Annotated in this window: 22 protein-coding genes and 1 tRNA gene; 8 read left to right on the forward strand and 15 right to left on the reverse strand. The window is 72.3% G+C overall.

Annotated features, from left to right (window positions below):
- Positions 1-25 precede the first annotated feature (25 nt).
- Positions 26-436 carry an SsgA family sporulation/cell division regulator gene (locus tag ACFWU6_RS18955; RefSeq protein WP_383982031.1) on the forward strand — a complete coding sequence of 137 codons (411 nt, stop codon included), beginning with the start codon at positions 26-28 and terminating at the stop codon, positions 434-436.
- A gap of 74 nt (positions 437-510) precedes the next feature.
- Here the strand turns inward: ACFWU6_RS18955 and ACFWU6_RS18960 are convergent, their stop codons facing one another.
- On the reverse strand, positions 511-2718 hold the full coding sequence (locus tag ACFWU6_RS18960; protein ID WP_383982033.1) for an MMPL family transporter: 2208 nt from the start codon (positions 2716-2718) through the stop codon (positions 511-513).
- A gap of 124 nt (positions 2719-2842) precedes the next feature.
- A complete protein-coding gene (locus ACFWU6_RS18965; protein ID WP_383801237.1) occupies positions 2843-3433 on the reverse strand; it encodes a TetR/AcrR family transcriptional regulator in 591 nt (196 codons plus the stop codon).
- 152 nt (positions 3434-3585) lie between these two features.
- Here ACFWU6_RS18965 and ACFWU6_RS18970 point away from each other — a divergent pair, with 152 nt between their 5' ends.
- Positions 3586-6867 carry a S41 family peptidase gene (locus tag ACFWU6_RS18970; protein ID WP_383982035.1) on the forward strand — a complete coding sequence of 1094 codons (3282 nt, stop codon included), beginning with the start codon at positions 3586-3588 and terminating at the stop codon, positions 6865-6867.
- Between the two features lie 97 nt (positions 6868-6964).
- On the opposite strand, the gene ACFWU6_RS18975 is transcribed toward ACFWU6_RS18970, so the two are convergent.
- From ACFWU6_RS18975 to ACFWU6_RS18990, 4 genes are all read right to left on the reverse strand, one after another.
- On the reverse strand, positions 6965-7189 hold the full coding sequence (locus ACFWU6_RS18975; protein WP_383982036.1) for a hypothetical protein: 225 nt from the start codon (positions 7187-7189) through the stop codon (positions 6965-6967).
- An 86-nt stretch (positions 7190-7275) separates the two neighbouring features.
- Positions 7276-8157, reverse strand: a complete 882-nt coding sequence (locus ACFWU6_RS18980; protein ID WP_383982038.1) for an SDR family oxidoreductase — start codon at positions 8155-8157, stop codon at positions 7276-7278.
- Complete coding sequence (locus ACFWU6_RS18985; protein WP_383801247.1) at positions 8154-9080, reverse strand: alpha/beta fold hydrolase; 927 nt, start codon at positions 9078-9080, stop codon at positions 8154-8156. Before ACFWU6_RS18985 ends, ACFWU6_RS18980 begins: the two co-directional genes overlap by 4 nt.
- Positions 9077-10651 (reverse strand): flavin-containing monooxygenase, encoded by a 1575-nt coding sequence (locus ACFWU6_RS18990; protein ID WP_383982040.1) that lies wholly within the window; start codon positions 10649-10651, stop codon positions 9077-9079. The genes ACFWU6_RS18985 and ACFWU6_RS18990 overlap by 4 nt, the downstream gene beginning before the upstream one ends.
- Before the next feature lie 152 nt (positions 10652-10803).
- On the opposite strand from ACFWU6_RS18990, the gene ACFWU6_RS18995 reads away from it, so the two are divergent.
- Complete coding sequence (locus ACFWU6_RS18995; protein ID WP_383982042.1) at positions 10804-11544, forward strand: MerR family transcriptional regulator; 741 nt, start codon at positions 10804-10806, stop codon at positions 11542-11544.
- On the opposite strand, the gene ACFWU6_RS19000 is transcribed toward ACFWU6_RS18995, so the two are convergent.
- A complete protein-coding gene (locus ACFWU6_RS19000; RefSeq protein ID WP_383801256.1) occupies positions 11526-12329 on the reverse strand; it encodes an exodeoxyribonuclease III in 804 nt (267 codons plus the stop codon). The two genes, ACFWU6_RS18995 and ACFWU6_RS19000, sit on opposite strands and share 19 nt — an antisense overlap.
- 38 nt (positions 12330-12367) lie before the next feature.
- Between ACFWU6_RS19000 and ACFWU6_RS19005 the strand changes: the two genes are divergently transcribed.
- The 4 genes from ACFWU6_RS19005 (at position 12368) to ACFWU6_RS19020 (ending at position 15171) form a co-directional block, all read left to right on the forward strand.
- Entirely contained in the window at positions 12368-12865 is a 498-nt protein-coding gene (locus tag ACFWU6_RS19005; protein ID WP_383801259.1) for a GNAT family N-acetyltransferase, read from the forward strand.
- Positions 12866-13365: 500 nt separating this feature from the next.
- Entirely contained in the window at positions 13366-13686 is a 321-nt protein-coding gene (locus tag ACFWU6_RS19010; RefSeq protein WP_383982043.1) for a hypothetical protein, read from the forward strand.
- A gap of 34 nt (positions 13687-13720) precedes the next feature.
- Positions 13721-14863, forward strand: a complete 1143-nt coding sequence (locus ACFWU6_RS19015) for a polymorphic toxin type 44 domain-containing protein (protein ID WP_383982045.1) — start codon at positions 13721-13723, stop codon at positions 14861-14863.
- On the forward strand, positions 14860-15171 hold the full coding sequence (locus ACFWU6_RS19020) for a hypothetical protein (protein WP_383982047.1): 312 nt from the start codon (positions 14860-14862) through the stop codon (positions 15169-15171). The genes ACFWU6_RS19015 and ACFWU6_RS19020 overlap by 4 nt, the downstream gene beginning before the upstream one ends.
- 347 nt (positions 15172-15518) lie before the next feature.
- Here ACFWU6_RS19020 and ACFWU6_RS19025 read toward each other — a convergent pair.
- From ACFWU6_RS19025 to galU, 7 genes are all read right to left on the reverse strand, one after another.
- Positions 15519-15592 (reverse strand) — tRNA-Ala (locus ACFWU6_RS19025).
- Between the two features lie 78 nt (positions 15593-15670).
- Positions 15671-16699, reverse strand: a complete 1029-nt coding sequence (locus ACFWU6_RS19030; protein WP_383801313.1) for a hypothetical protein — start codon at positions 16697-16699, stop codon at positions 15671-15673.
- Positions 16700-16857: 158 nt separating this feature from the next.
- Entirely contained in the window at positions 16858-17502 is a 645-nt protein-coding gene (locus ACFWU6_RS19035) for a GNAT family N-acetyltransferase (RefSeq protein WP_383982049.1), read from the reverse strand.
- Positions 17503-17519: 17 nt separating this feature from the next.
- Positions 17520-18068: a molybdenum cofactor biosynthesis protein B gene (locus ACFWU6_RS19040; RefSeq protein WP_383801417.1), complete on the reverse strand. Its 549-nt coding sequence runs from the start codon at positions 18066-18068 to the stop codon at positions 17520-17522.
- Positions 18069-18115: 47 nt separating this feature from the next.
- On the reverse strand, positions 18116-18595 hold the full coding sequence (gene moaC / locus ACFWU6_RS19045) for a cyclic pyranopterin monophosphate synthase MoaC (RefSeq protein WP_383801319.1): 480 nt from the start codon (positions 18593-18595) through the stop codon (positions 18116-18118).
- A 75-nt stretch (positions 18596-18670) separates the two neighbouring features.
- Positions 18671-20011, reverse strand: coding sequence for a gephyrin-like molybdotransferase Glp (gene glp / locus ACFWU6_RS19050; RefSeq protein WP_383801322.1), 1341 nt, complete (start codon positions 20009-20011; stop codon positions 18671-18673).
- A 4-nt stretch (positions 20012-20015) separates the two neighbouring features.
- The gene (gene galU, locus ACFWU6_RS19055; protein ID WP_383801325.1) at positions 20016-20918 is read right to left on the reverse strand and encodes a UTP--glucose-1-phosphate uridylyltransferase GalU; all 903 of its coding nucleotides are present in this window, start codon (positions 20916-20918) and stop codon (positions 20016-20018) included.
- A 93-nt stretch (positions 20919-21011) separates the two neighbouring features.
- Here galU and ACFWU6_RS19060 point away from each other — a divergent pair, with 93 nt between their 5' ends.
- A complete protein-coding gene (locus ACFWU6_RS19060) occupies positions 21012-21626 on the forward strand; it encodes a 5-formyltetrahydrofolate cyclo-ligase (protein ID WP_383982051.1) in 615 nt (204 codons plus the stop codon).
- A gap of 12 nt (positions 21627-21638) precedes the next feature.
- On the opposite strand, the gene ACFWU6_RS19065 is transcribed toward ACFWU6_RS19060, so the two are convergent.
- A complete protein-coding gene (locus ACFWU6_RS19065) occupies positions 21639-24509 on the reverse strand; it encodes a penicillin acylase family protein (RefSeq protein WP_383982053.1) in 2871 nt (956 codons plus the stop codon).
- Positions 24510-24533 lie beyond the last annotated feature (24 nt).

The following is a 24533-nucleotide window of genomic DNA, read 5'->3' on the forward strand; positions in this document are numbered from 1 at the left end:
GTTCCGATTTCGAGGAGTCTTGTCGATGTCTGCCACCGCCGAGAATCCGCCCGCCGCCGGAGCGGCCACCGCCACCGTGGCCCCCGCGGCCCCCGTGGAGCTGCGCGCCAGGGCCCGCGTGATCACCGACGACCCGCTCTACCGGACCGTCCCCGCCCTGCTGCGCTTCAGTCCGGACGAGCCGCTGGCCGTGCGCGTCGTCTTCCCCGCGGACCTCTCCCCCGAGGGCACCGACAACGAGTGGGTCTTCCCCCGCGCCCTGCTGGAGGCGGGCCTGCTGACGCCGACGGGGACCGGGGACGTACGCGTCTGGCCCTGCGGCCGCGTCCAGGCGATCGTCGAGTTCCACTCCCCCGAGGGCGTCGCCGTGGTGCAGTTCGACATCGCCGTGCTGCGCCGCTTCCTGCGCCGCACGTACGCCTGCGCCACCCGGTAGGCGCAACCGGCCCGGCCCCGTACCACCTGGTGATCAGGCGGTACGGGGCCGGGCCGTCGTGCGGGACCGCTCGGTCAGACCTCGACCAGGCGGCGGTCCTTGTCCGGGCCCTCCGGGGAGGCCGCTCCGTCGAGGTGGCGGCGCAGGCTCTCGCCCTCGACGTCCACGTCGGGCAGCAGCCGGTCCAGCCACGCGGGCAGCCACCAGGCCTTGTGCCCGAGCAGGGCGAGCACCGCCGGGACGATGGCCATGCGGACCACGAACGCGTCGAAGAGGACGGCGACGGCGAGACCGAAGCCGATCATCTTGACCATCTGGTCGCTGGCCCCCAGGAAGCCGGAGAACACGGCGATCATGATGACCGCGGCGGCCACGACCACCCTGGCGCTGTACTGGAATCCGGTCACCACGGCCTGGCCCGGGCGCTCGCCGTGGACGTACGCCTCCCGCATGCGGGTGACCAGGAAGACCTCGTAGTCCATGGCCAGGCCGAAGACCACGCCCACCATGAAGATCGGCATCATCGACATGATCGGACCGGTCTGCTCGACGCCGAAGAGCGAGCCCAGCCAGCCCCACTGGAAGACGGCGACGACCGCGCCGAGGGCCGCGACCACCGACAGCAGGAAGCCGAGGGCCGCCTTGAGCGGGACCAGGATCGAGCGGAACACCAGCATCAGGAGCAGGAAGGCGAGGCCGACCACGAGCGCCAGGTAGGGCAGCAGCGCGTCGTTCATCTTCTGCGAGAAGTCGATGTTCATCGCGGTCTGGCCGGTGACGAGGACCTCGTCCCCGCTGACCGCGCGGATCTCGTGGACCAGGTCCTCGGTCTGCGTGGAGGAGGGCCGGTCCTTCGGGACGACGGTGATGACGCCCGCGTCGCCGCCCTCGTTGAGGGCCGGCGGGGTGACCGCGGCCACGCCCTCCAGCCCCTTGATCCGGTCGGCGGTCTTGTCGGCGAGCGCCTTGTCGCCGTCGACGACCACCATCAGCGGGCCGTTGAAGCCGGGGCCGAAGCCGTCGGACAGCATGTCGTACGCCTGGCGCTGCGAGGTGGAGACCGGCTGGGCGCCGTCGTCCGGCAGGCCCATCTCCAGCTTGCTCGCCGGGATCGCGATGATCCCGAGGCCGATCACGCCCGCCAGCAGCACCATGACCGGGCGGCGCAGGACGAAGCGGGCCCAGCGGGTGCCGCCGTTGGGCTTGGGGTCGGCGTCCGGGCCGCCCTTGGCCTGTCCCTTGCCGAAGAGCCGGCTCTTCCTGCCCGCCGGGAGGACCTTCGCGCCGGCGAAGCCGAGGATCGCGGGGACCAGGGTGAGGGCGACGAGGACCGCGATGACCACCGTTCCGGCGGCGGCGACGCCCATCTTGGTGAGCATCGGGATGTTGACGACGGCCAGGCCCACCAGGGCGATGACCACGGTCAGTCCGGCGAAGACGACGGCGGAGCCGGCGGTTCCGGTGGCCCGGCCCGCGGCCTCCTCGCGGGAGCGTCCCTCGGCGAGCTCCGCGCGGTAGCGCGAGACGATGAAGAGCGCGTAGTCGATGCCGACCGCGAGGCCGATCATCATCGCGAGGATCGAGGTGGTCGAGCCGAGGTCCAGCACGCCCGCGAGCGCGGTGATGGAGGAGACGCCGATGCCCACGCCGATCAGCGCGGTCAGCAGCGGCAGCCCGGCCGCGATCAGCGAGCCGAAGGTGATGACGAGGACGATCGCGGCGACCACGATGCCGATGACCTCGCCGGAGCCGGTCTCGGGTGCGGCGACCAGGGCGTCGCCGCCGATCTGCACGTTCAGCCCCGCGTCCGTGGCCTCCTTGCCGGAGTCCTTGAGCGCGTCGCGGGTCTCGTCCTTCAGCTCCATGCCGCTGACGTCGTACTTGACGCTGACGTAGGCGGTGGAGCCGTCCTGGCTGACGGCCTGGGACTGGTACGGGTCGGCGACCGAGGAGATCTGGTGCGCGCCGGGCCCGGACTTCAGGTCGGAGACGATCTTCTCGACCTCGGCCTTGGGGCCGGGGTCGGTGACCTTGGCGCCCTCGGGCGCCTCGATCACGATGCGGGCGGTGGCGCCGTCGGCGGCCATGCCCGGGAAGCGCTCGTCCAGCAGGTCGAAGGCCTTCTGGGCCTCCGTGCCGGGTATGGAGAAGGAGCCGGAGGTGGGTGCGGGGGCGGTCGCGGCGCCGAAGCCGGCGACGCACAGCAGCGCCACCCAGACGAGGGCGACGAGACCGCGGCGCCGGAAGGCGCCCCGGCCGAGCCGGTAGAGGAAGGTGGCCACGTCGGTGGTTCTCCCGTTCAGGTCGTGGGATGGATCCGGAGCGGATCAGGGCGTGGTGAGCCGGCCCGACGACGAGAGCGGCGTGTCAGGAGCAGCGGAATGCGGTACGGGGGACGGGGAAGGATCAGACGCCGAGGGCGGGGAAGACCACGGCGTCGATGAAGTCACCGAGGAAGGCCCGGTCCACCGGGCGGTCCTCGATCAGCGGGAGCGCGATGAACGCCCCGATGAGCATGTGCGGTACGAAATCCAGTGCGGGACAGTCCGGGCGGATCTCGCCCCGGTCCACCGCGCGCTGGAGCATTGCCTGGAGGCCGTTGATCTCCGGGTCGACCAGCAGGTCCCGCAGCGCCTTGTGGAGCTCCGGGCTCTCGTGGACCGCGTGGGCCAGACCCCGCATCAGGGCGGTGTCCTTGGCCATCTGCGCGTCGTCCGAGTGCTCCACCATGCGCGCGAAGTCCCCGCGCAGGGTGCCCGTGTCGATCTCCCGCAGCGAGACGGGCTGCGTGCATCGCAGGGCTCTGGCGACCAGCTCGGGCTTGCTCCCCCACTGGCGGTAGAGGGTGGCCTTGCTGGACTTGGTGCGGGCGGCGACCGCGTCCATGGTCAGCGCCTCGTAGCCGACGTCACGCAGGAGGTCGAGGACCGCCTCGTGGAGTTCGGCCTCCCGTTCGGGGGTGATCCGGCTGCGCCGAGCCGTCATCGTCTCGGTCATCTCCACACCCTCCGTCCGAACGAAACCGTTCCGTACGCTTACGACCATACCCCCGCCCCTAGCGAAACGAAACCGTACCGTTTCGCTTCGGGGTGTGGCGTGGATCACCTGTACGAGTTGCCGGGCCCCCCTGCCGCGGAAAGCATTGGGGGGTGAGTCACGACGTCGCGTACCTCCGCTTCCCGCACCTGCACGAAGACCTGCTGTGCTTCGCCACCGAGGACGACCTCTGGGTCGCCCCCCTCGTACCCGGCGGACAGGTGCCCGGACGGGCCTGGCGGGTGACGGTCGACCGGACCCGGGTCAGCCACCCCCGCTTCTCCCCCGACGGCAGCCAGATCGCCTTCACCACCTGGCGCAGCCTCGACCCCGAGATCCACGTCGCCCCCGTGGACGGCGGCCCGGCCCGCCGCCTCAGCCACTGGGGCGCCACCGACACCCGCGTGTGCGGCTGGACCCCGCCCGACGAGGACGGCCGCAGCGACATCCTGGCCGTGTCCTCGCACGGCCAGCCCTTCTCCTACTTCGCCTGGGCCTACAGCGTCCCCACCGACGGCAGCCCCGGCGGCCGGCTGCCCTGGGGGCCGGTCTCCGACCTCCAGATGCACGAGGGCCCGGAGGGCGAGCGGCGCACCCTGCTGCTCACCGGCAAGCCCCCGCACGAGCCGGCCGCCTGGAAGCGCTACCGCGGCGGCGCCACCGGCCGGCTCTGGCTGCACGGCGAACGGCTGCTGGAGGGCATCGAGGGCCACCTCGACTCCCCGATGTTCGTGGACGGCCGGATCGCCTTCCTCTCCGACCACGAGGGCGTCGGCAACCTCTACTCCTGCCTGCCCGACGGCACCGGTCTGCGCCGCCACACCGACCACGACGCGTTCTACGCCCGGCACGCCTCCAGCGACGGCTCCCGGGTCGTCTACCAGTGCGCCGGGGACATCTGGCTGGTGGACTCGCTGGCCGAGGACGCCGTCCCCCGCCGGCTGGAGGTCCGGCTGGGGGGACCCCGCGCGGGGCGGCGGAGCTACCAGGTGCCGGCCGCCAGCCACGTCGACTCGCTCTCCGTGGACACCACCGGACGGGCCAGCGCGGTCGTGGTGCGCGGCAGCCTGTACTGGCTGACCCACCGCGACGGGCCGGCCCGGACCATCGCCGACACCCCGGGCGTGCGGGTGCGGCTGCCGGAGATGCTCGGCGGCGGCGGGCAGGTCGCGTACGTCACCGACGCCGAGGGCGAGGACGCGGTCGAGATCGCCTACCTGCCCCGCGCCTCCGGTGAGCGGGAGCCGCGCCGGCTGGCCTCGGGCCGGCTGGGACGCGTACTGGAGCTGCTGTCCGATCCGGACGGGGAGCGCCTCGCGATCGCCTCCAACGACGGGCGCCTGCTCCTGATCGACGCGGCGGAGGAGTCGGACGGCGAGGTCACCGAACTCATCCGGTCCGTCAACGGGCCCGTGACCGACCTGTCCTTCTCCCCCGACGGCTGCTGGCTGACCTGGTCGCACCCGGGCATCGGCCGTTCGCTGCGGCAGATCAAGATGGCCCGGATCGCCGGCCCCGGCGCCCACACGGTCATCGACGTCACCAACGGCCGCTTCGAGGACGAGAGCCCGGTCTTCACCCGGGACGGCCGCTACCTCGCCTTCCTGTCGTGGCGCGGCTTCGACCCGGTCTACGACGTGCACACCGGGGACCTGTCCTTCCCGCTGGGCTGCCGCCCCTACCTGGTGCCGCTGTCCTCCGCGACGCCCTCGCCGTTCGCCTTCTCGCCCGACGGCCGGCCGGCGGCCGGCGGCCTCGACCCGGTCGAGGGGGACTCCGAGGCGGGCGACGGTGCGGTGACCGTCGAGGTGGAGGGGCTGGAGAGCCGGGTGACCCCCTTCCCGGTGTCGGCGTCCAAGTACTCGGCCCTCCACCCGGTGAGCGGCGGCGGGCTGGTCTGGCTGCGCTGGCCCATCTCCGGCGCGCTCGGCGAGACCTTCGCCAATCCGGCGGACACCAGCGGCAAGCCGACGCTGGAGCACTTCGACATGACCAAGGCCCGCAAGACCGAACTGGCCTCCGGACTGGACTGGTTCGCGGTCAGCGGGGACGGCACGCGGCTGGTGGTCAACGACGACGGCGACCTGCGGGCGGTTCCGTCGACCGAGTCGGGCGACAGCGACTCGACCGTCTACCTGGACCTGCGGCGCATCCTGCACGAGGTCGACCCGGCGGCGGAGTGGCGCCAGGCCTTCGAGGAGGCCGGGCGGATCATCCGCGCCTACTTCTGGGAGCCGGACATGTGCGGCATCGACTGGGACGGGGTGCTGCGCCAGTACCGCTCCCTGGTCGAACGCGTCGCCTCCCCCGACGAGTTCGCCGACCTGTTGCGCGAGGTCCTCGGCGAGCTGGGCACCTCGCACGCCTACGTCTCCCCCGCACGCCGCAACGAGGGCCCCCCGCACTACCAGCGGGCGATCGGGCTGCTCGGCGCCAACCTGGTCTGCCGGGACGGCGCCTGGGTGGTCGCCCGCATCCTGCCCGGCGAGTCCTCCGACTCCAAGGCCCGCTCCCCGCTGGCGGGCACCGGCATCCGGGAGGGCGCGGTCCTCACCCATGTGGACGGCCGCCCCGTGGACCCGGTGACCGGCCCGTACCCGCTGCTCAGCGCGGCCGGGGGCACCACCGTGGAGCTGACCTTCCGACCCGCGGAGGGCGGGGGCCGGGCCCGCCGGGTCGCGATCGTCCCCCTCGTCGACGAGCGGCCGCTGCGCTACCAGGACTGGGTGTCCAAACGGCGCGCAGTGGTCCGGGAGATCAGCGGCGGCCGGTGCGGCTACCTCCACATCCCGGACATGGGCGGCTCGGGTTGGGCGCAGTTCAACCGCGACCTGCGGGTGGAGGTGTCCCGTCCGGCGCTGATCGTGGACGTGCGCGGCAACGCCGGCGGCCACATCAGCGAGCTGGTGGTGGAGAAGCTGACCCGCTCGATCCTCGGCTGGGACCTGACGCGCAACGCCCAGCCGGTCAGCTACGCCTCCAACGCCCCCCGCGGCCCGATCGTGGCCCTGGCCGACGAGGCGACCGCCTCCGACGGGGACATGATCACCGCGGCCATCAAGCTGCTGGGGCTGGGCCCCGTGGTCGGGCAGCGCACCTGGGGCGGGGTCGTCGGGATGACCGGCCGGCACACCCTCGGCGACGGCACGGTCATCACGGTGCCGATGAACGCGGCGTGGTTCCCGGAGTACGGGTGGTCGGTCGAGAACCACGGCGTGGAGCCGGACCTGGCGATCCTGCGGACCCCGCTCGACTGGGCGGAGGGGCGGCACGCCCAGCTCGACGACGCCGTGCACCTGGCGCTGGAGCTGCTGGAACAGGACCCGGCGGCGGTGCCGCCCGGCTACACCGGCGTACCGGACCTGCGGCGGCCGAAGCTGCCGCCGAGGCCGTAGCGGACCGCTCCGCCGGGCGCGGGGGCAGGGGCGCGCCCCGCCCGGCGGAAGGGGCGCGGCCCGCCGGCCGCGCCCCTTCCGCTCCTGGTGCGTGCCCCTACGCGTCGATCGGGTCGTCGAAGACCTGGGCGGGCCGCCGCCGCGCGGCGCGCTCCGGCCTGCCGGGCGTGGCCCGGGCGTTCGGGGCGTCCGGCGTGCCCGGGGCGTCCGGCGCACGGCGCGCGGAACCCTCCGGGGAGTCGTCGCGCGCCTCGCGGGCTTCGGCTCCGGCCCGCTCGGCCAGCTGCCTCGCCTTCTCGTGGAACTGGTCTCTCAGGCCCATGGTGTGCCTCCTGGAGGGTGTCGGGTGGCTCGGGTGCGACCAGCCTGGCACGACCGGGCGAACCTCGCATATCCGACAGTTGACCCTCAGGAGCGCGCGGCCCGTTCCTGCTCGTCCGCGGCCCCGCCCGCGCCCACGAGCCCCTTGGACACGGAGGCCAGACGGGGCTCGAAGCGCTTCATCTCCCGCTGCCCGACGGCGCCGATGATCCCTGGCAGGTACCCGCGAATCCCCTGCATCCCGCGCAGCCACCACTGGGCGTACACGTGCGCCGAGCGGCGCTCGATGCCCGCCACGATCCGGTCGACGGCCGGACCCAGCGGGTACGTGCGGTTCGAGGGCCACGGCAGCCGCTGGCGCAGCTCCCGCATCACGTCGTCCCGGTCGGCGCCGCGCACCATGTCGGTGTCGGTCCAGGACAGGTAGCCGACGCCCACCCTGACGCCCTTGTAGCCGACCTCGGCGCGCAGGCAGTGGGCGAAGGCCTCGACGCCCGACTTGGAGGCGCAGTAGGCCGTCATCATCGGCGCCGGGGTGATCGCGGCGAGCGAGGCGATCTGCAGGAAGTAGCCCCGGCTCTCCATCAGGACGGGGAGGAAGGCCCGGCCGGTGACGGCCCCGCCGATGAGGTTGACCTCGATCACCCGGCGCCAGGCGTCGGGGTCGGAGTCGACGAACGGGCCGCCGGAGGCCACGCCGGCGTTGGCGACGACGATGTCGACCTTGCCGAAGCGCTCCTTCACCTCCTGCGCGACCCGGGCCATCGCCTCGTGGTCGGTGACGTCCGCGTACCAGTGGGCGCTCTCGGTGTGCAGCCGCTCGGAGACCTCCTTGAGGGCCTCCGGCTCCAGGCCGACGAGCGCGACCTTCGCGCCGCGCGCCGAGAGCTTGCGGGCGAGCAGCTCGCCCACTCCGCGGGCGGCGCCGGTGACGACGGCGACCTGGCCTTCCAGACTCCTGCGGCTCACGGGGTCTTCTCCTTCTGCGGGGCGGGGAGGTGGCGGGCCGCCAGTTCGCGCAGCGCGCCGGTGACGGCCTCGGGGGCCTCGATCGGGGTCATGTGCCCCATGCCGGTGAGCTCGGTGAGCCCGACGCAGTTCGGCAGGGCGGCGGCGAGCCGGCGGGCGTGCTCCACCGGGGTGAGCCGGTCGGCCGTGCCGCCGATGACCGCGGTCGGCACGGTCAGGCGGGCCACGTCGGCGTCGAGGTCGAGCCCGGCCAGCACCTGGGACCAGGCGTGACGCGCCCCGGTGGGACAGGCGTGCACGATGCGGGCGCACGCCTCGACCCTGTCGGGCGCGGAACCGGGGCCCATGGTGGCGTACTTGAGGATCGCGCGGGCGACGGGCGTGACCGGCCCGAGGGGAGCGCGGGAGCCGAGCACCGCGCCGGTGATACGGGTCCGCGCGCGCCCGGCGCCGAACGGCAGCACCCGCGCCTCCTCGACGAGCCGCCCGCTGCCGGTGCTGCACAGCAGGACGGCCGCTGCGTGCCCGGCGAACTCCGGCCGGGCGGCGGCCGCCATGATGGTCATCCCGCCCATGGAGTGCCCGGCGACGACCGCCCGCTCGCCGGGGGCCAGCGCCGCCTCCAGCACGGCCACCAGGTCGTCGGCGAGGGCGGTGGTGCTGCAGGCGCGGGAGGCGGGGCTGCGCCCGTGCCCCCGCTGGTCGTAGGCGATGACCCGGTGGTCCGCCGCCAGCTCGCGTATCTGCGCGGCCCAGAAGGCGGTGGAGCAGGTCCAGCCGTGCGCCAGCACCACGGCCGGCGCTCCGTCCTCGCCGTGCACCTCGACGTGGAGCCGGGCCCCGTCGGCGGAGGTGGCGGCGAGCTCGCGCCGCGCGACGGGCGGCGCGAAGCGCCCGGTCGTGACGTGCGTCAGGCGGCTCACGCGGCCCCCTCCTCGGCGGAAGCCCGCACCGGGACGCCGACGGCGACGGCCGCCGGCGCCGGCAGCGGCTCCCGCACGCGGATCACCTCGTACTCGGCGAGGTCCACGGTCCGGGTCTCCTTGCGGAACTCCCCGGTCGTGCCGGGCCAGACGGTGGTGTTGCGCCCCTGCGCGTCCAGGTACCAGCTGGTGCAGCCGCCGGTGTTCCACACCGTCCGCTCCATCCGGGCCTGCACGTGCCGGTTCCACCTGTTCACGGCGGAGCGCCGGGCCCCCAGCGCGGCCTTCCCGCCCGGGCCGCTTCCGTCGAGGAGGGCCAGCTGGCGCAGGTAGTCCGCCATGTAGGTCAGCTGCGACTCGATCATCAGGATCATCGAGCTGTTGCCGAGGCCGGTGTTGGGTCCGATGATCGTCATCCAGTTCGGGAAGCCCGCGGCGGTCGCGCCGCGCAGCGACTGCATCCCGTCCTTCCACTCCTCCGCGAGCGTCTTGCCCTCCGCGCCGACCACCCGGTCGGCGATCGGCATGTCCGTGACGTGGAATCCGGTGCCGAAGACGATCGCGTCGACCTCCGTCTCCGTGCCGTCGGCGGCGACGAGGACCGAGCCCCGGACCTCCTTGAGCCCGGAGGCGACCAGGTCGACATTGGGCCGTGCCAGCGCCGGGTAGTACGCGCTGGAGAGCAGGATGCGCTTGCAGCCGATCCGGTACGAGGGCGTCAGCTTGGCCCGCAGCCCCGGGTCCTTGATCGAGCGCGCCATGTTGGCCTTGGCCAGTGCCTCGACGAGTCCGAGCTGGTGGGGCCGCTTGGTGAAGGCGCCGACCTGGAGCTCCCGGATTCCCCACAGCAGTCCGCGCCGCGCCGCCCGGGTGAAGGGCAGCTGCCGGTGGAGCCAGCGCTCCACGGCGGAGATCGCCCGGTCGGTACGGGGCATGACCCAGGGCGGGGTCCGCTGGAAGAGGGTCAGCCGCTGCACGTCGGGGGCGATGGCCGGCACGATCTGGATCGCGGAGGCGCCGGTGCCGATCATGGCGACGCGCTTGCCGGAGAGGTCGTAGTCGTGGTCCCAGCGCGCGGAGTGGAAGACCTTGCCGGGGAAATCCGCGAGCCCCGGCACCTGCGGCATCTTCGGGTCGGACAGCGGCCCGGTCGCCGAGACCACCACGTCGGCGGTCAGCTCTCCGGCGGCGGTCTCGATCTCCCAGTGCAGCGCGTCGGCGTCCCAGCGCATCATCCGCACCTCGGAGTCGAGCCGGATGTGCCCGCGCAGTCCGAAGGTGTCGGCGACGTGCTCCAGGTACTCCCTGATCGCGGGCTGCCCGGAGAAGGTGCGGGGCCAGTCCGGGTTGGGCGCGAAGGAGAAGGAGTACAGGTGCGAGGGGACGTCGCACGCGCATCCCGGATAGCTGTTGTCCCGCCAGGTCCCGCCGACCGAGGCGGCCCGCTCCAGGACGACGAAGTCGGTGATCCCCTCGCGCCGCAGCCGGACGGCGGCGCCGAGGCCGCCGAATCCGGAACCGATCACCGCCACCCGTACGTGTTCGCGCCGCCCGTGCTCGCGCTCGCCCATGCCCGCTGCCTCCGCTTCATCCGCAGTGCCTTGCCCGACCATCGCAACACTGCCAGCAATCACTGGCACAATCGGGAGAGTAGAGCAGGGCCGTACTCATGGGTAGGGGTCGCGCCCGGAAAGTTACCGCGGGTACGCCATAGGCTGCGCCCGTGGCGAAGGACGAGACGGACGAGACGGAAGCGAAGACTGTGCGCGAGTACCGGACGGAGGAGCTGGCCGACGCGGCCGGGATACCGGTCCGCACCCTGCGCTTCTACCGTGAGCGCAGACTGCTTCCGCCCCCGCGCCGCGTGGGCCGCATCGCCTGGTACGACGAGGACCACCTGGCCCGGCTGCGCACCATCGCCGCCCTGCTGGAGCGCGGCCACACCCTCGGCGGCATCGCCGAGCTGACGGCCGCCTTCGAGAGCGGCCGCGACGTCGGCCAGCTCGGCGAACTGCTCGGGATCGGCTGGTCCGAGGAGACCCCCGTGCGCCTGACACCCGAGGCCCTCGCCGACTACTTCGAGGGCGAGGTCACCCCCGAGAACCTGGCGGCCTCGCTCGACCTCGGCTACCTCGCCACCGACGGCGAGGAGATCGTGCACGTCAGCCGCCGGCTCCTCGACGTCTCCTCGGCACTGGTCCGCGAGGGCGTCCCGCTCTCGGCCGTCCTGGAGACGGGCCGCCGCGTCCGCGAGCACGCGGACGCGCTGGCCGCGCTGTTCACCGAGCTGATCTCGGCCCACGTCGCACAGGACGCCCTGCCGCGGCTGCGCCCGCTGGCCAAGAGCGTCGTGGAGGCGGAGCTGACGATGGCCATGGACCGCCTCCTGGCGTCGACGACGGCGCCGGCGCCCCATCCGGACCGGACCCCCGACCCCGATCCCGATCAGACCCCGAGCTCGTAGACCACGGTCACGGGAGCGTGGTCGGACCACCGCTGGGGATGCGTCTCGGCGCGCTCGACGAAGGCCTTCACGGCCCTCGCGGCCAGCCCCGCCGTCGCCACCTGGAGGTCGATGCGCCAGCCGGCGTCGTTGTCGAAGGCCCGGCCGCGGTAGGACCACCAGGAGTACGGCCCCTCGGTGTCCGGATGCAGCTCCCGGACGACGTCCACGTAGCCGGCGTCCGCGTAGACCTTCCCGAGCCACTCCCGCTCCTCGGGCAGGAAGCCCGCGTTCCTGCGGTTGGTCTTCCAGTTCTTGAGGTCGGCCTCGCGGTGGCAGATGTTCCAGTCCCCGCAGACCACGACCTCGCGCCCGTCGGCGGCGGCCCGCACCCGCAGTTCCCGGAGATAGGTGAGGAACTCGTCCATGAAGCGGTACTTCTCGTCCTGCTTCCCCGTCCCGGCCTCGCCGGAGGGCAGGTAGAGGCTGGCGACGGTCACGCCCGGGAAGTCCGCCTCGACGTACCGCCCGGCGGTGTCGAACTCCGCGCTGCCGAATCCGACCCGGACCCGCTCCGGCTCGCGGCGGCTGTATATCGCGACCCCGGCACGCCCCTTGGCCGCGGCGGGGGCCAGGACGGTGTGCCAGCCCTCGGGCCTCCCGGCCTCGACCGGGATCTGCCCCTCCTCGGCCCGCACCTCCTGGAGGCACACGACGTCGGCGTCGGAACCGGCGAGCCACTCCACGAAGCCCTTCTTCGCGGCGGCGCGGATCCCATTCACATTCACGGAGGTCACAGTGAGCATCCCTGCACCCTAGCGAAAGGGTTCCGTACGATATTCGAATGTCTCACGGGATGATCCAGCTCCGCGCCGTGCCCTACGACCACCCTGACGCGGTCGAACTCAACGACCGCGTCCAGCTCGAATACCAGGAGCGGTACGAGGGTGAGGGCGACGTCACGTACCTCGATCCGGCGATGTTCGCCCCGCCCCGGGGCCTCTACCTCATCGCCTACGACGCCTCGGGCACCCCGGTGGCGAGCGGCGGCTGGCGCAGCCAGGACAAGAACGAGGACGGCTACGAGGACGGCGACGCCGAGCTCAAGCGCATGTACGTCGTCCCCGCCTCCCGCGGCCTGGGCCTGGCCCGCCGCATCCTGGCGGCCCTGGAGGCCGACGCCCGCGCGGCGGGCCGCGTCCGGATGGCCCTGGAGACGGGCGACCAGCAGCCGGAGGCGATAGCCCTCTACCTCTCGGAGGGCTACACCCCGTCGGCCAAGTTCGGCCACTACCGCTTCCACGACTCCAGCCGCTGCATGACCAAGCCCCTGACCCCCTGACCCCCCACCCCGGGCGCCCGGCGAGACCGGCGCACGCCGCCGGCGCCCGATGATCCCATTCTCGCGCATCCGATTGGGCGCGCGGGATCACCAAGGCCCCGGTGCACAGTTACCGTGATCCGCTGGCGCCGATTCCGCCGGCTCGCAAAACCGCTCAAGATGGAGCCGACGGTCCTCAACAAGGCTGCGGGCGAGGCGGCGCACAAGCAAGGGGAGGAGCAAGTCGGTACCGTCGCGGGCTGACTGGCCCCCATCCGCCGAGAGCCTGCGTGTCGGCGCCCGGGACTACCACAAGACCAACGCCGAGGGCGCTGGGCGCCCGACGGCTGCTGTGCGGACACCCTTGACCGTACCTCTGACTGCGGGGCTGGGGCCTCCTATGATCCAAACGCGGGGAACAGGGGAGGATGGGCATGCCAGGAGACGCGAACAGCACGGGAGCCAGGCTGAACGGCGTGGATGGTGTACAGGTTGGTCCCTTGGCTCCGGGAGGCGGGAGCGTGTTCGGCTCGACGCCGGCGGAGAAAAAGGCGGCGGCGAACGCCATCGAGTCCGAGCTGGAGCCCAACACCAAGAAGGCCGCGGACCGCGCGAAGGAGAACACGAGCGCGGCGGCAAGGACCCTTGATGGCTGGGAGACGGCCTCCGGCCTGAAGAAGGTGACGGAGACCTGGGACCAGCAGGTGAACTTGCTCATGGGGCGCCTGAGCACCGAAAAAACGTCCCTGCGCGGAGCCTCGGGCCTGTTCGTGCAGAACGATGTGCACACCGGTGACCAACTCCGCGCACTGGGCCCGAAATCCAAGCTCGACGGACTGTAGGGGGATCGGACGCGTGCTGACATACCAGGAAGTCATGACGACCGATCTCGGCGTCCTGACGACGGCTGCCGAGAAGTGGCAATCCATGGCCGCTGATCTGTCGAAGGTAGAAGAGCGTTACGGGGAGACGGTCCAGAAGATCACCCTGGGCCAGAACTGGCTCGGGTTCAGCGTGGAAGCGGCGCACACGAAGTTCGCGACGACCCGGCGCGAGTACAAGTCCGCGCAGACCGAGGCGAAGGCGGTTGCCAAGCTTCTGACGGACGCGCACACCGGTTTCACAGACCTGAAAAAGAAGGTCGAATCGGCGCGGGACGACGCGGTGGCCGCGGGCATGGCGGTCTCGGCAGCGGGACGTGCGACCTTCGACTTCACGCGGGTCCAGGACCCGGCGCAGGCGCGGACTCTGCGGCGCGACCCGGACCTGAAGAGCGTGGAGGAGTCCTGGACCGCTCACATCGCCGCGGCAGTGCGGGCCGTGGACGAGTTCGACAAGGCTGTCAAGCAGGCGCTCGAAGCCGTGGTCGTGGACGGGAGCGTCCTCGACGGCACCATCGGGGGGTTCAACGCCTCGGCCGACCCCGTCATCCCGCCGACGGGGTCGGCGCGGAGCGAGCAGAAGTTCACCGACGCCGAGAAGTGGATCTTCGAGGAGATGAAGCGGAACGCGAAGTCGGACACGGTCGGGCAGATACGGTCCCTGCTGGACGAACCCGAGTGGTACGAATCCGGGCGCAACTACGGTTCCGACGTCAGCGCGGCGCTGGCGATGTGGGGCGTGAAGGTGGCCCCGGGCCAGGACTGGGACCACAAGCCGCAGCTCCAGGAGCGGTACGACCTCCAAACTCGTGACGACTACTACTTCAAGCAGCCCGGAACGAACCGCGAAGTCTTCTACGACCTCTATTCCAACGTCCACTACGGATATGTCGGCCGGGCAGCCGGCTTCGACGCGGACACCTTGATCAAGGGCGCCTCCCTTGGAGAAACGCTGCTCACCGGGGACGACGACCAAGGCGATCAGATCACGATGCGCATCGGGATCGACCTCTACGACAAGTACGGCGACAACCTGGCCGAGGAACAGCTCCGGCAAGGAATCAACGAGGCGATGGACCAGATGGAGCAAGCACAGCGCAATGGCCAGAACGTCCCGCAGGTCAGGAGCCGGAAGTGACGCGGGGGCAGTGGGGCTGTGCGGTCGCCCCCGTGGCCGGTCTGGCCACCGGTGTGCTCGGGTCGGTACTGCTGGCAGCCGCCTGGCGGGCGTGCGACGTTGGGGTGAACGGCGCGGCCAACGGGCTCGCGTTGATCTTCTACGGAGCCCTGCTCGCGATCATGGCGACGGCGTGGTGGGGGGTGCTCATCGGGTACGTAGGACGGTGGAACCTGACGGTGGCCCTCCTAGGCGGCATGGCCGGCGCCGCGGTCATGGTATGGATCTTCGTTGCTCTCCTCCAGGTCCCCAACGGCTACCGATGCTGACAAGACCGCCCGGACGCAGTGATGTACCGAGCGCGGCCGCAGCTAAGGAGCTTCGGGGCCGTCGGCGGCCGTCTCGCTGGCCGACCGAGCAGCCGCCCTCAGCGATGTGTGTCAGGAGTCTGCTGCCGAGTACCTCACCCAGCGGACCATCGGCAGGGAGCTCCCCCGGCTGCTGCCGCGCTGGCTCTTGTAGCGGCCCTCAGTAGAGGGCGAGAGCGTCTGGAGCAGACTCTGGACCGGCCGGGCTCCAGGGTGCCGTGCATCACGAAACGCCGAGATCCCGCCCGGTCTTTCGACCGGACGGGATCTCATGACGTTCCCGAGAGCTACTCGCGAACTGTCGGTTGTGGACCTGTGGGGATTTGAACCCCAGACCCCCTCGATGCGAACGAGGTGCGCTACCAGACTGCGCCACAGGCCCTTGCGACGTGTGAAACATTAGCATCCCCGCGCGGGTGCTCCAAAACCGGTTTTCGGGAGCGTCCGCGCAGGTCACCGATCACTCGTTCGCGGCCCGCGGGCGCTCGTCGCTCTCGTACTGGTCGAAGAGCGGCGTACGGCCGCGGTCCCGGCCGCGGGGGCGCGGGGGCGACGGGGGGGCCGCCTCCGCGGCGGGGGCCGCGGGCTGGGCGCGCAGGCGCGGCTCCGTCGGTTCGGCGGTGCTGGAGCGGGTCGAGCTCCACGCGTCCGGGGCCGCGGGGCCGGTGGCCCGGGGGGCGACCGGGGCCGTCACGTACGTCGGCAGCGGGACCGGGACCGGCTCCCAGCTGTCACCGCGGGCGGGGCCGCGCTCGCGCTCGCGCTGCTGGTCCACCCACTCCGCGTGGTCGGTCTGCTCGACGAGCGCCCTGCGGCCGGCCTCCTGCGGGGAGACGGGTGGAGCGGGGTCCGGTTCGCCGCCCGCGGCCGCCTCCGGCTCGCGGCGGCGGGGGCGGTTCTCGCGCAGGTGCCGCGCGGCCGCCTCGGCGCGCCGCCGGTCCATGGTGAACTCGTAGCGCCGTCGCTCCTGGACCCGCAGGTGCACGATGTACGCGCTCAGCAGGAGGGCCGGCACCGCCGGGGCCCACAGCAGCCGCAGGCCCCCGACGGCCGCGACGATCGCGCCGACGGTGAAGACCAGGAAGAGGAGCGCGGTGGTGCGCCGGCGCCGGGCGAGGACCTGGAGCCGCTGCTCGCGCCGGGCGCGCTCCGCGCGCTGCTCGCGCTGGGCCGCTGCCGGTCTCGGCTCCGACCTGGTCGGGGGCACGGTGAAGGCCCGGGCGTCGGCGTCCACGGAGTCAACCGTTTCCGTCGCGGCGTCCGGGTCCGCGTGGGGCTGGGGGCCCGCCTCCTCGTCACCTCGCTCACGCAGCCCCTTGGCGTAACGGCGCTCCATTCCCGCCCGGCCGGAAAGCAGCCGAATGGCAGTGGAGAAGCGTTCCGTCGGACGGGCTTCGTTCAGCTCGTCCTGCCTCCGGAGCCACATGGGCACCAAGTAGGCGGCCCAGGCCCCGACAATGACTGCGTAGATGAGGCCGCTGCTGCTCACACCTCACACCGTAGAGGGGTGCGGCCGACGGGATCGGCCAATTGGGCCGGTGTGTCGCACGATCTCGCTGATATCACGGACTTTTTTTGTGATTCTTCGGATCAGGTTATGGGCGAATCGGTTCCACGGGCCTTTAATTCGAACGGATATTCGGTTAGCTATTTCGGCGGACCCGGCGGACTCCACGGGCTGTGCGGGCTCGACGGGCTCTGCGAGTGCCGGGCCCGGTGCCAGCGGCGCAGCAGGCCGTCCGGGACCTCCTCCACCGTGACCGCGTAGACGAGGTGGTCGCGCCAGGCCCCGTCGATGTGCAGGTAGCGCGGGCGCAGCCCCTCCTCGCGCAGCCCGAGCTTCTCCACGACCCTGCGGCTCGGCAGGTTCTCCGGGCGGATGCACACCTCGATCCGGTGCAGCCCGACCCGGCCGAAGCAGTGGTCCACGGCGAGCGCGACGGCCGTGGGCATCACCCCGCGGCCCGCCACCTCGCGGTCCACCCAGTAGCCGACGTGGCCCGCGCACATCGATCCCCAGGTGATCCCGGCGACGGTCAGCTGGCCGACCAGCCGGCCCTGGTACTCGATGACGAAGGGCAGCATCCGGCCGGCGTTCGCCTCCGCGCGCAGGTGGCGCACCATCTGGCGGTACGTCGGACGCTGGACCACCGGCCCCCACGGCGCGGGCGGCGGGATCGTCGCCTCCCACGGGCGGAGCCAGTCCCGGTTGCGGCGGTTGACCTCGCGCCAGGCCTTCTGGTCGCGCAGCCGTATCGGCCGGAGCGTGACGTCGCCGTCCGCGAGGACCACCGGCCAGGTGGCGCCGTTCAGCTCGTGCTCCCGGAGGGTCCCGCCGGTCCGGGGTGGTCGCCGCCGCGGATCTGGTCCACGGCGTGCAGCAGCAGGCGGGAGAGGACCGCGAGACCGTCCTTCACCCCGCCCGTGGAGCCCGGGAGGTTGACGATCAGGGTGTGTCCGGCCACGCCCGCGATGCCCCGGGACAGGGCCGCGGTGGGCACCTTCGCCAGGCCTTCGGCGCGGATGGCCTGCGGGATGCCCGGGATCTCGTAGTCCAGTACGCGCGCGGTGGCGTCCGGGGTGCGGTCGGTCGGCGAGATGCCGGTGCCGCCGGTGGTGAGGATGACGTCGTACCCGGCGGCCACGCCCTCGCGCAGCGCCTGGCCGACGGGGTCGCCGTCCGGGACGACCCGGGGGCCGTCGACCGCGAAGCCGAGCTCCCCGAGCGCCTCGGCCAACAGGGGTCCGCCCCGGTCGGCGTAGACGCCCTGCGAGGCCCGGTTGGAGGCGGTGACCACCAGGGCGCGCAGTGGCGCCGGGAGCGCCCCGGGCTCGGCCGAGGGTTCCGGCGCGGGCACCGCGTGCAGGTGGCTGTGGCTGTGGACCTCGCCGCCGCGCGGGGCGTTCACGAGCGTGTCCAGTCGCCGGACTTGCCGCCCGTCTTCTCCTCCACCCGGACGTCCGTGATGACGGCGCCCTTGTCGACGGCCTTGACCATGTCGATGACGGTCAGCCCGGCGACCGCCACGGCGGTCAGCGCCTCCATCTCGACGCCCGTGCGGTCGGTTGTCCTCACGGTTGCCAGGATCTCGACGGCGTCGTCCCGGACCGAGAGCTCGACCTTCACCCCGGAGACCGCCAGCGGGTGGCAGAGCGGGATCAGGTCGGGGGTCTTCTTCGCGCCCATGATCCCGGCGATCCGCGCGGTGGCGAGGGCGTCGCCCTTGGGGACGCCCTCGCCGCGCAGCAGCTCGACCACCCGGGGCGAGACGAGCACCCGCCCGCTCGCCCGGGCCGTCCGGGTGGTGACGTCCTTCTCCGAGACGTCGACCATCCGGGCCGCGCCGGCCTCGTCGATGTGGGTCAGCCTGCTCTGCGTACTCATAGCTCTGCGCGCCGCTTCCGTCCGGGCCCCCGGGAGGCCTGTGTGATGCAACACGCTACCCGCACCGGGCGGACTTCAGCCGAGCAGGACCACTTCCAGCTCTGCCCCGGGCTCCACCGAGGTGACGTCCTCCGGTACGACGATCAGCGAGTCGGCGTGGGCCAGTGCGGCGATCAGGTGGGAGCCCGATCCGCCGACCGGGCTGACCGTCCCGCTCTCGGCGTCGTACGTGCCGCGCAGGAACTGGCGGCGCCCGGCCGGGGAGCCGAGCGCCTTGTCGCACCGGAGCTCGGCCCGCACGCTCGGCCGGCTGGTCTCGGACTCGGGCAGGCCCATGAGGGCCCGGATCGCGGGGCGCACGAACAGCTCGAAGGAGACGTAGGAGGAGACCGGGTTGCCGGGCAGTGCCAGCAGCGGGGTGTGGTCCGGGCCGACGGTGCCGAAGCCCTGCGGCTTGCCGGGCTGCATGGCGAGCCTGCGGAAGTCGATGCCGCCGCCGTCGACGCCGTCCTCGCCGGCGGCCACGGCGGTCAGCGCCTCCTTGACCACGTCGTAGGCGCCGACGCTGACCCCGCCGGTGGTGACCAGCAGGTCGGCGCGGATCAGCTGGTCCTCGATGGCGGAGCGCAGCGTGTCGGCGTCGTCCGCCACGGCGCCCACCCGGTAGGCGATGGCTCCGGCGTCCCGCGCGGCCGCGGCCAGCGCGAAGCTGTTGGAGTCGTAGATCGTGCCGGCGGTGAGGGCCTCGCCGGGCTGGACCAGCTCGCTGCCGGTGGACAGCACGACCACGCGCGGGCGCGGCCGGACCCGGACGGTGCCCCGTCCGATGGCGGCCAGCAGCGCGATCTGCGGCGGTCCCAGGACGGTGCCGGCCGCCAGGGCCAGGTCGCCGGCCTGTACGTCGCTGCCGCGGGCGCGGACGTGCGCCCGCGCCTGCGCGGCACGGTGCACCCGCACCTCGCCAGCCGCGCCCTCGGGGTCGGAGCTGGCCGGGGTCATGGCGGAGGCGGCGCCGCCGCCGGTTCCGCCGTCGGTCCACTCGACCGGTACGACGGCCTCCGCGCCGGGCGGCAGCGGGGCGCCGGTCATGATGCGCGCGGCCTGGCCGGGGCCCACGGTGGGCAGCTCGCCGCTGCCCGCCGCGACGTCCCCGATGACCGTCAGCACCGCGGGGAACTCCTCGCTCGCACCCTGGACGTCGGCCGTGCGGACGGCGTAGCCGTCCATGGAGCTGTTGTCGAAGGGCGGGAGGGCGACGGGCACGGTGACGTCCTCGACCAGGACACAGCCCTGGGCGTCGAGCAGCTGGAGCTCGATGGGCTCCAGCGGCCGGACGGTGGCGAGGACGTCCGCGAGGTGCTCGTCCACCGACCACAGACGGGGGTGGCCGGCGTCGTGCGGTGCGGAACTGCTCAAGGTGCTACATCTCCTCCGTGACGTAACGGTGAAGCCAGGTGCGGAACTCCGGGCCCAGGTCCTCGCGCTCGCACGCGAGGCGGACGATGGCCCGCAGGTAGTCGCCGCGGTCCCCGGTGTCGTAGCGGCGGCCCCGGAAGACCACGCCGTGCACCGGACCGCCGATGGACTCGTCGGCGGCCAGCTTCTGCAGGGCGTCGGTGAGCTGGATCTCCCCACCGCGGCCCGGCTCGGTCTCCCGCAGTATGTCGAAGATCGCGGGGTTGAGGACATAGCGTCCGATGACGGCGTAGTTGCTGGGCGCGTCCGCGGCGTCGGGCTTCTCGACGAGGCCGGTGATGCGGACCACGTCCTGCTCGTCCGTGGCCTCGACGGCGGCGCAGCCGTAGAGGTGGACGCTGGCCGGGTCGACCTCCATGAGCGCGATGACGGTGCCGCCGGTGCGGGCGTAGATGTCGGCCATCTGGCGCAGCAGCGGGTCGCGGGGGTCGATGAGGTCGTCGCCGAGCAGGACGGCGAAGGGCTCGCGGCCGACGTGCGGCTCGGCGCAGAGCACGGCGTGGCCCAGGCCCCGCGGGTCTCCCTGGCGGACGTAGTGCATGGTCGCCAGGTCGCTGGACTCCTGGACCTTCTTCAGGCGGTCGTCGTCGCCCTTGGCGATGAGGGCCGACTCCAGCTCGTAGTTGCGGTCGAAGTGGTCTTCCAGCGGGCGCTTGTTACGCCCAGTGATCATGAGTACGTCGTCCAGCCCGGCCGAGACGGCCTCCTCGACCACGTACTGGATGGCCGGCTTGTCCACGACCGGGAGCATTTCCTTCGGGGTCGCCTTGGTCGCCGGGAGGAACCGAGTGCCGAGGCCCGCAGCCGGGATGACGGCCTTTTTGATCACGGGGTGCAACATAGTCATGCGCCAAACGATAGTGGGTCCAGCCGAACGCCAGGCCGACCCTGTTCGACATCGTCGCTTATGTCCGTCTTCGCAGGGATATTTGAGTCAGCCGTGGCAGAGACCCGCCCCGAACCGTCCGCAAAGGCCGCACTGCGCCGCGAACTCCTCGCCGCCCGCCGGGCCTTGTCCCCCGCCGCGCGCCGCGCGGCGGCCCGCGCACTCGGCCGCTCCGCGCTCGCCCTGCCCGAACTGGCCGGTGCCCGCACGGTGGCGGCGTACGTCTCCGTCGGCACGGAACCCGGCACCCGCGACCTGCTCGACGCCCTGCGCGCGGCCGGGAAGCGGGTGCTGCTGCCGGTGCTGCTGCCCGACAACGACCTCGACTGGGCCGCGTACGAGGGCCCGGCCTCCCTCGCCGAGGCCGTGCACCCCGGCACGATGCGGCTGCTGGAGCCCTCCGGACCGCGGCTCGGCCGGGGGGCCGTCGCCGGTGCGGACGCCGTGCTCCTGCCCGGACTGGCGGTCGACCGGCGCGGCATGCGGCTCGGCCGCGGCGGGGGCTCGTACGACCGGGTGCTGGAGCGGCTGGAGCGGGCCGGGGCCCATCCCGCGCTGGTCGTGCTGCTCTACGACGACGAGGTGGTCGCGCGGGTCCCGGAGGAACCGCACGACCACCCCGTACAGGCCGTCGCCACCCCGTCCGGGGTGCGCCGTTTCGGCTCGTGACCGCCGGGCCGGCTAGGACCCCGCGGGCTTGAGGATCAGAGTGTCCGCCGTCGCCCTGTCCACGGCGTCCTTGCCGAAGGGCCACTCCAGCAGCTCGCCCTTGGCCCACATCGTCGTCTGGTCGGTGTAGTTGCCGTGGTACGCGTGTCCCGAGGCGCCGGTCAGGTTGATCCAGCGGGACTTGTCGAGGTCGTTGAGGTTGACGACCATGCGCATCGACGGCACCCAGGTGACCCCGTACCCGCTGGAGGCGTTCCAGCCGGTCGCGTTGACGGTGGCCTCGCCGCCGCCCAGGTCCCACGGGCCGCGGTTGAGGAGCCACTGCATGAAGCCCGGGCCCTCGGTGCCGATCGTCTGGTTCTTCAGCGTCAGCTGGTGCAGCCGGCCCCAGCTCCAGGTGGACTGGTCCTTGCCGAGCTTGGCGGTCAGCTCCCAGCGGGCGTCCCGCATGGCCCGCGCGAAGACCTCGTCGCGGCTGGCGGCCGCGGGCTCGGCGCGGGTCGCGGGCGCCGTCCACCACTGCGACTTCTCGTCCTTGACCAGGCGGCGGACCACCTCGAACCAGCGGTCGCCGCCGTCGGGCTGCGCGGAGTCGGCGCCGCGGGTGCCGCACTCGCGGACCATCTCGGCGAGGTCGTCGGCCGGACCGGTGCCGTCGCCCCGCACGCTCATGCAGCTGCCCTCGATCCGCAGCTCCTTCGGCATCTTGTCGCCGAAGGACAGCTTGAGGATGTTGCGCCACACCGCGTTGAAGTACGCGGCGGCCGCCGAGTCGGGCTCCTGGGTGTAGTTCCAGCCCTCCAGGAGCTTCTGCGCGGAGCGGACGTCCGGGTCCGACACCTCGATCTTGGCGAGCATCGGGGTCAGCAGCGTGGCGATCTCGCTGCTGTTGTCCATCTGCATGGTGCGCATGTCGTCGGTGGAGATCTTGCCGCTGTCCTTGATCTTCGCCTCGATGAGGTCGTTGATCCGCTGGCTGCGGGCGCCGTAGCCCCAGTCGGTGGTCAGCATGTTCGGGTACTTGCCCGCGCCGGTCCCGGACTCCACGACCGCCTGGTTGGCGGTGACGATGTAGCCGCGGGAGGGGTTGAGGTCCCAGGGCATCTCGTTCTGCGGGATGTAGCCGGCGTTGCCGTCCTTGGCGCCCTTCCAGGCGTACTTGGAGTCCCAGCCGGGGGCGGGCATGCGGCCGTCGCCCTGGCCGCGGACCGGGATGCGGCCCGGGGCCTGGTAGCCGATGTTGCCGGTGGCGCCCTTGGCGTCGGCGTAGATCAGGTTCTGCGAGGGGACCTCGAAGTCGGCGGCCGCCTGGCGGAAGCCCGCGAAGTCCTTGGCCTTGTCCAGCTTGAAGACCGCGTCCATCGACCGGCCCGGGTCCAGCGCGGTCCAGCGCAGGGCGACGGCGTAGCCGTTGCCGCGGTCCGGGGCGGAGCTGGCGACGGGGGCGCGGGCGCCGACGGTGCCGAGCTCGTCGCTGCGGTCGGAGATCAGCGGACCGTTGTTCGTGGTCCGGACGGTGATCTTCTTGCTCGCGCCGCCCGCGACCTTGATGACTTCTTCGCGGGTGGTGAAGGGGAGCACCTTGTTGTCGTAGACGTAGCCCTCGGGCTTGACCTGCTCCAGGTAGAGGTCGGTCACGTCGGCGCCGAGGTTGGTCATGCCCCAGGCGATGTCGGCGTTGTGGCCGATGACCACGCCGGGCATGCCGGAGAAGGTGTAGCCGGCCACGTCGTACTGGCACTGGGCCGAGACGGTGCGGCAGTGCAGGCCCATCTGGTACCAGACCGAGGGCAGCTGCGGGGAGAGGTGCGGGTCGTTCGCGAGCAGCGGCTTGCCGGTGGTCGTGTACTTGCCGGCGACGACCCAGGAGTTCGATCCGATGCCGCTGCCGTTGGGGCCGAGGATCGCGGGGATCTCGTCCAGGGTCTTGGCGAGGGAAGTCAGCTGGGTGCGCAGGCCGACGGTCGCGCCCTGGGCGGTCGCGTTGTCGGCGAGGCCGGTGACGGTCGCCGTGCCCGCGCCCGTGGCCGCACTCGTACCCGCGGACGCCGAGGCCTGCGAGCCGGCGGCGGCGGAGCCCGATCCGCTGCCCGAGGTGCCGGAGCCGCTGCCGGCGGCGCCCTGGGGGGTGTACTTGCCGTTGTCGGTCTTGCCGCCCTCGACGATCGGCTTGTTCCGGTCGAAGGGGTAGGGCGGGTAGAGCTCGTCGATCTGGGCCTGCGTGAGCTTGTTCGACATCAGGGCGCGGTCGATCTCGTCCTGCATGTTGCCGCGCAGGTCCCAGGCCATCGCCTTGAGCCAGGCCACCGAGTCGACGGGCGTCCACTGCTCGGGGGCGTAGTCGCCGCTGAGCCGGAGGGCGGCGTGCTCGACCGAGAGGTCCTTGCCGGACTTCCCCTTCAGGTACGCGTTGACCCCGTCGGCGTAGGCCTGCAGGTTCTTCTTCGTCTCGTCCGAGAGCTTGGTGTCGTACTCGGCCTGCGCGACCTGGCGCCAGCCGAGGGTGCGCAGGAAGGCGTCGGTCTCGACCTGCCCGGAGCCGAACATCTCGGAGAGCCGGCCGGAGGTCATGTGACGGCGTACGTCCATCTCCCAGAACCGGTCCTGGGCGTGCACGAAGCCCTGTGCGCGGAAGAGGTCGGCGTCGCTGTCCGCGTAGAGCTGGGGGATGCCGTGGGCATCGCGCTTGACGTCGACGGCCCCGGTCAGGCCGGGCACCTCGAGGGAGCCGGTCGTCTGGGGGAAGGAGGCGCGCACGCTGTCCACGCTCCAGTACGCCCCGTAGCCGAGGCCCGCGATGAGAGCCAGGACCAGAACGAGCACGATCAGACGGGCGCGTCGCCCCTTCTTCTTGGCGGGAGGAGCGGATTCGTTGGCGGGCATCGCTGTCCTTAGAGGGGCAGGGTG

The sequence above is a fragment of the Streptomyces sp. NPDC058674 genome, assembly GCF_042716505.1.
In the GTDB taxonomy this organism is placed as follows: domain Bacteria; phylum Actinomycetota; class Actinomycetes; order Streptomycetales; family Streptomycetaceae; genus Streptomyces.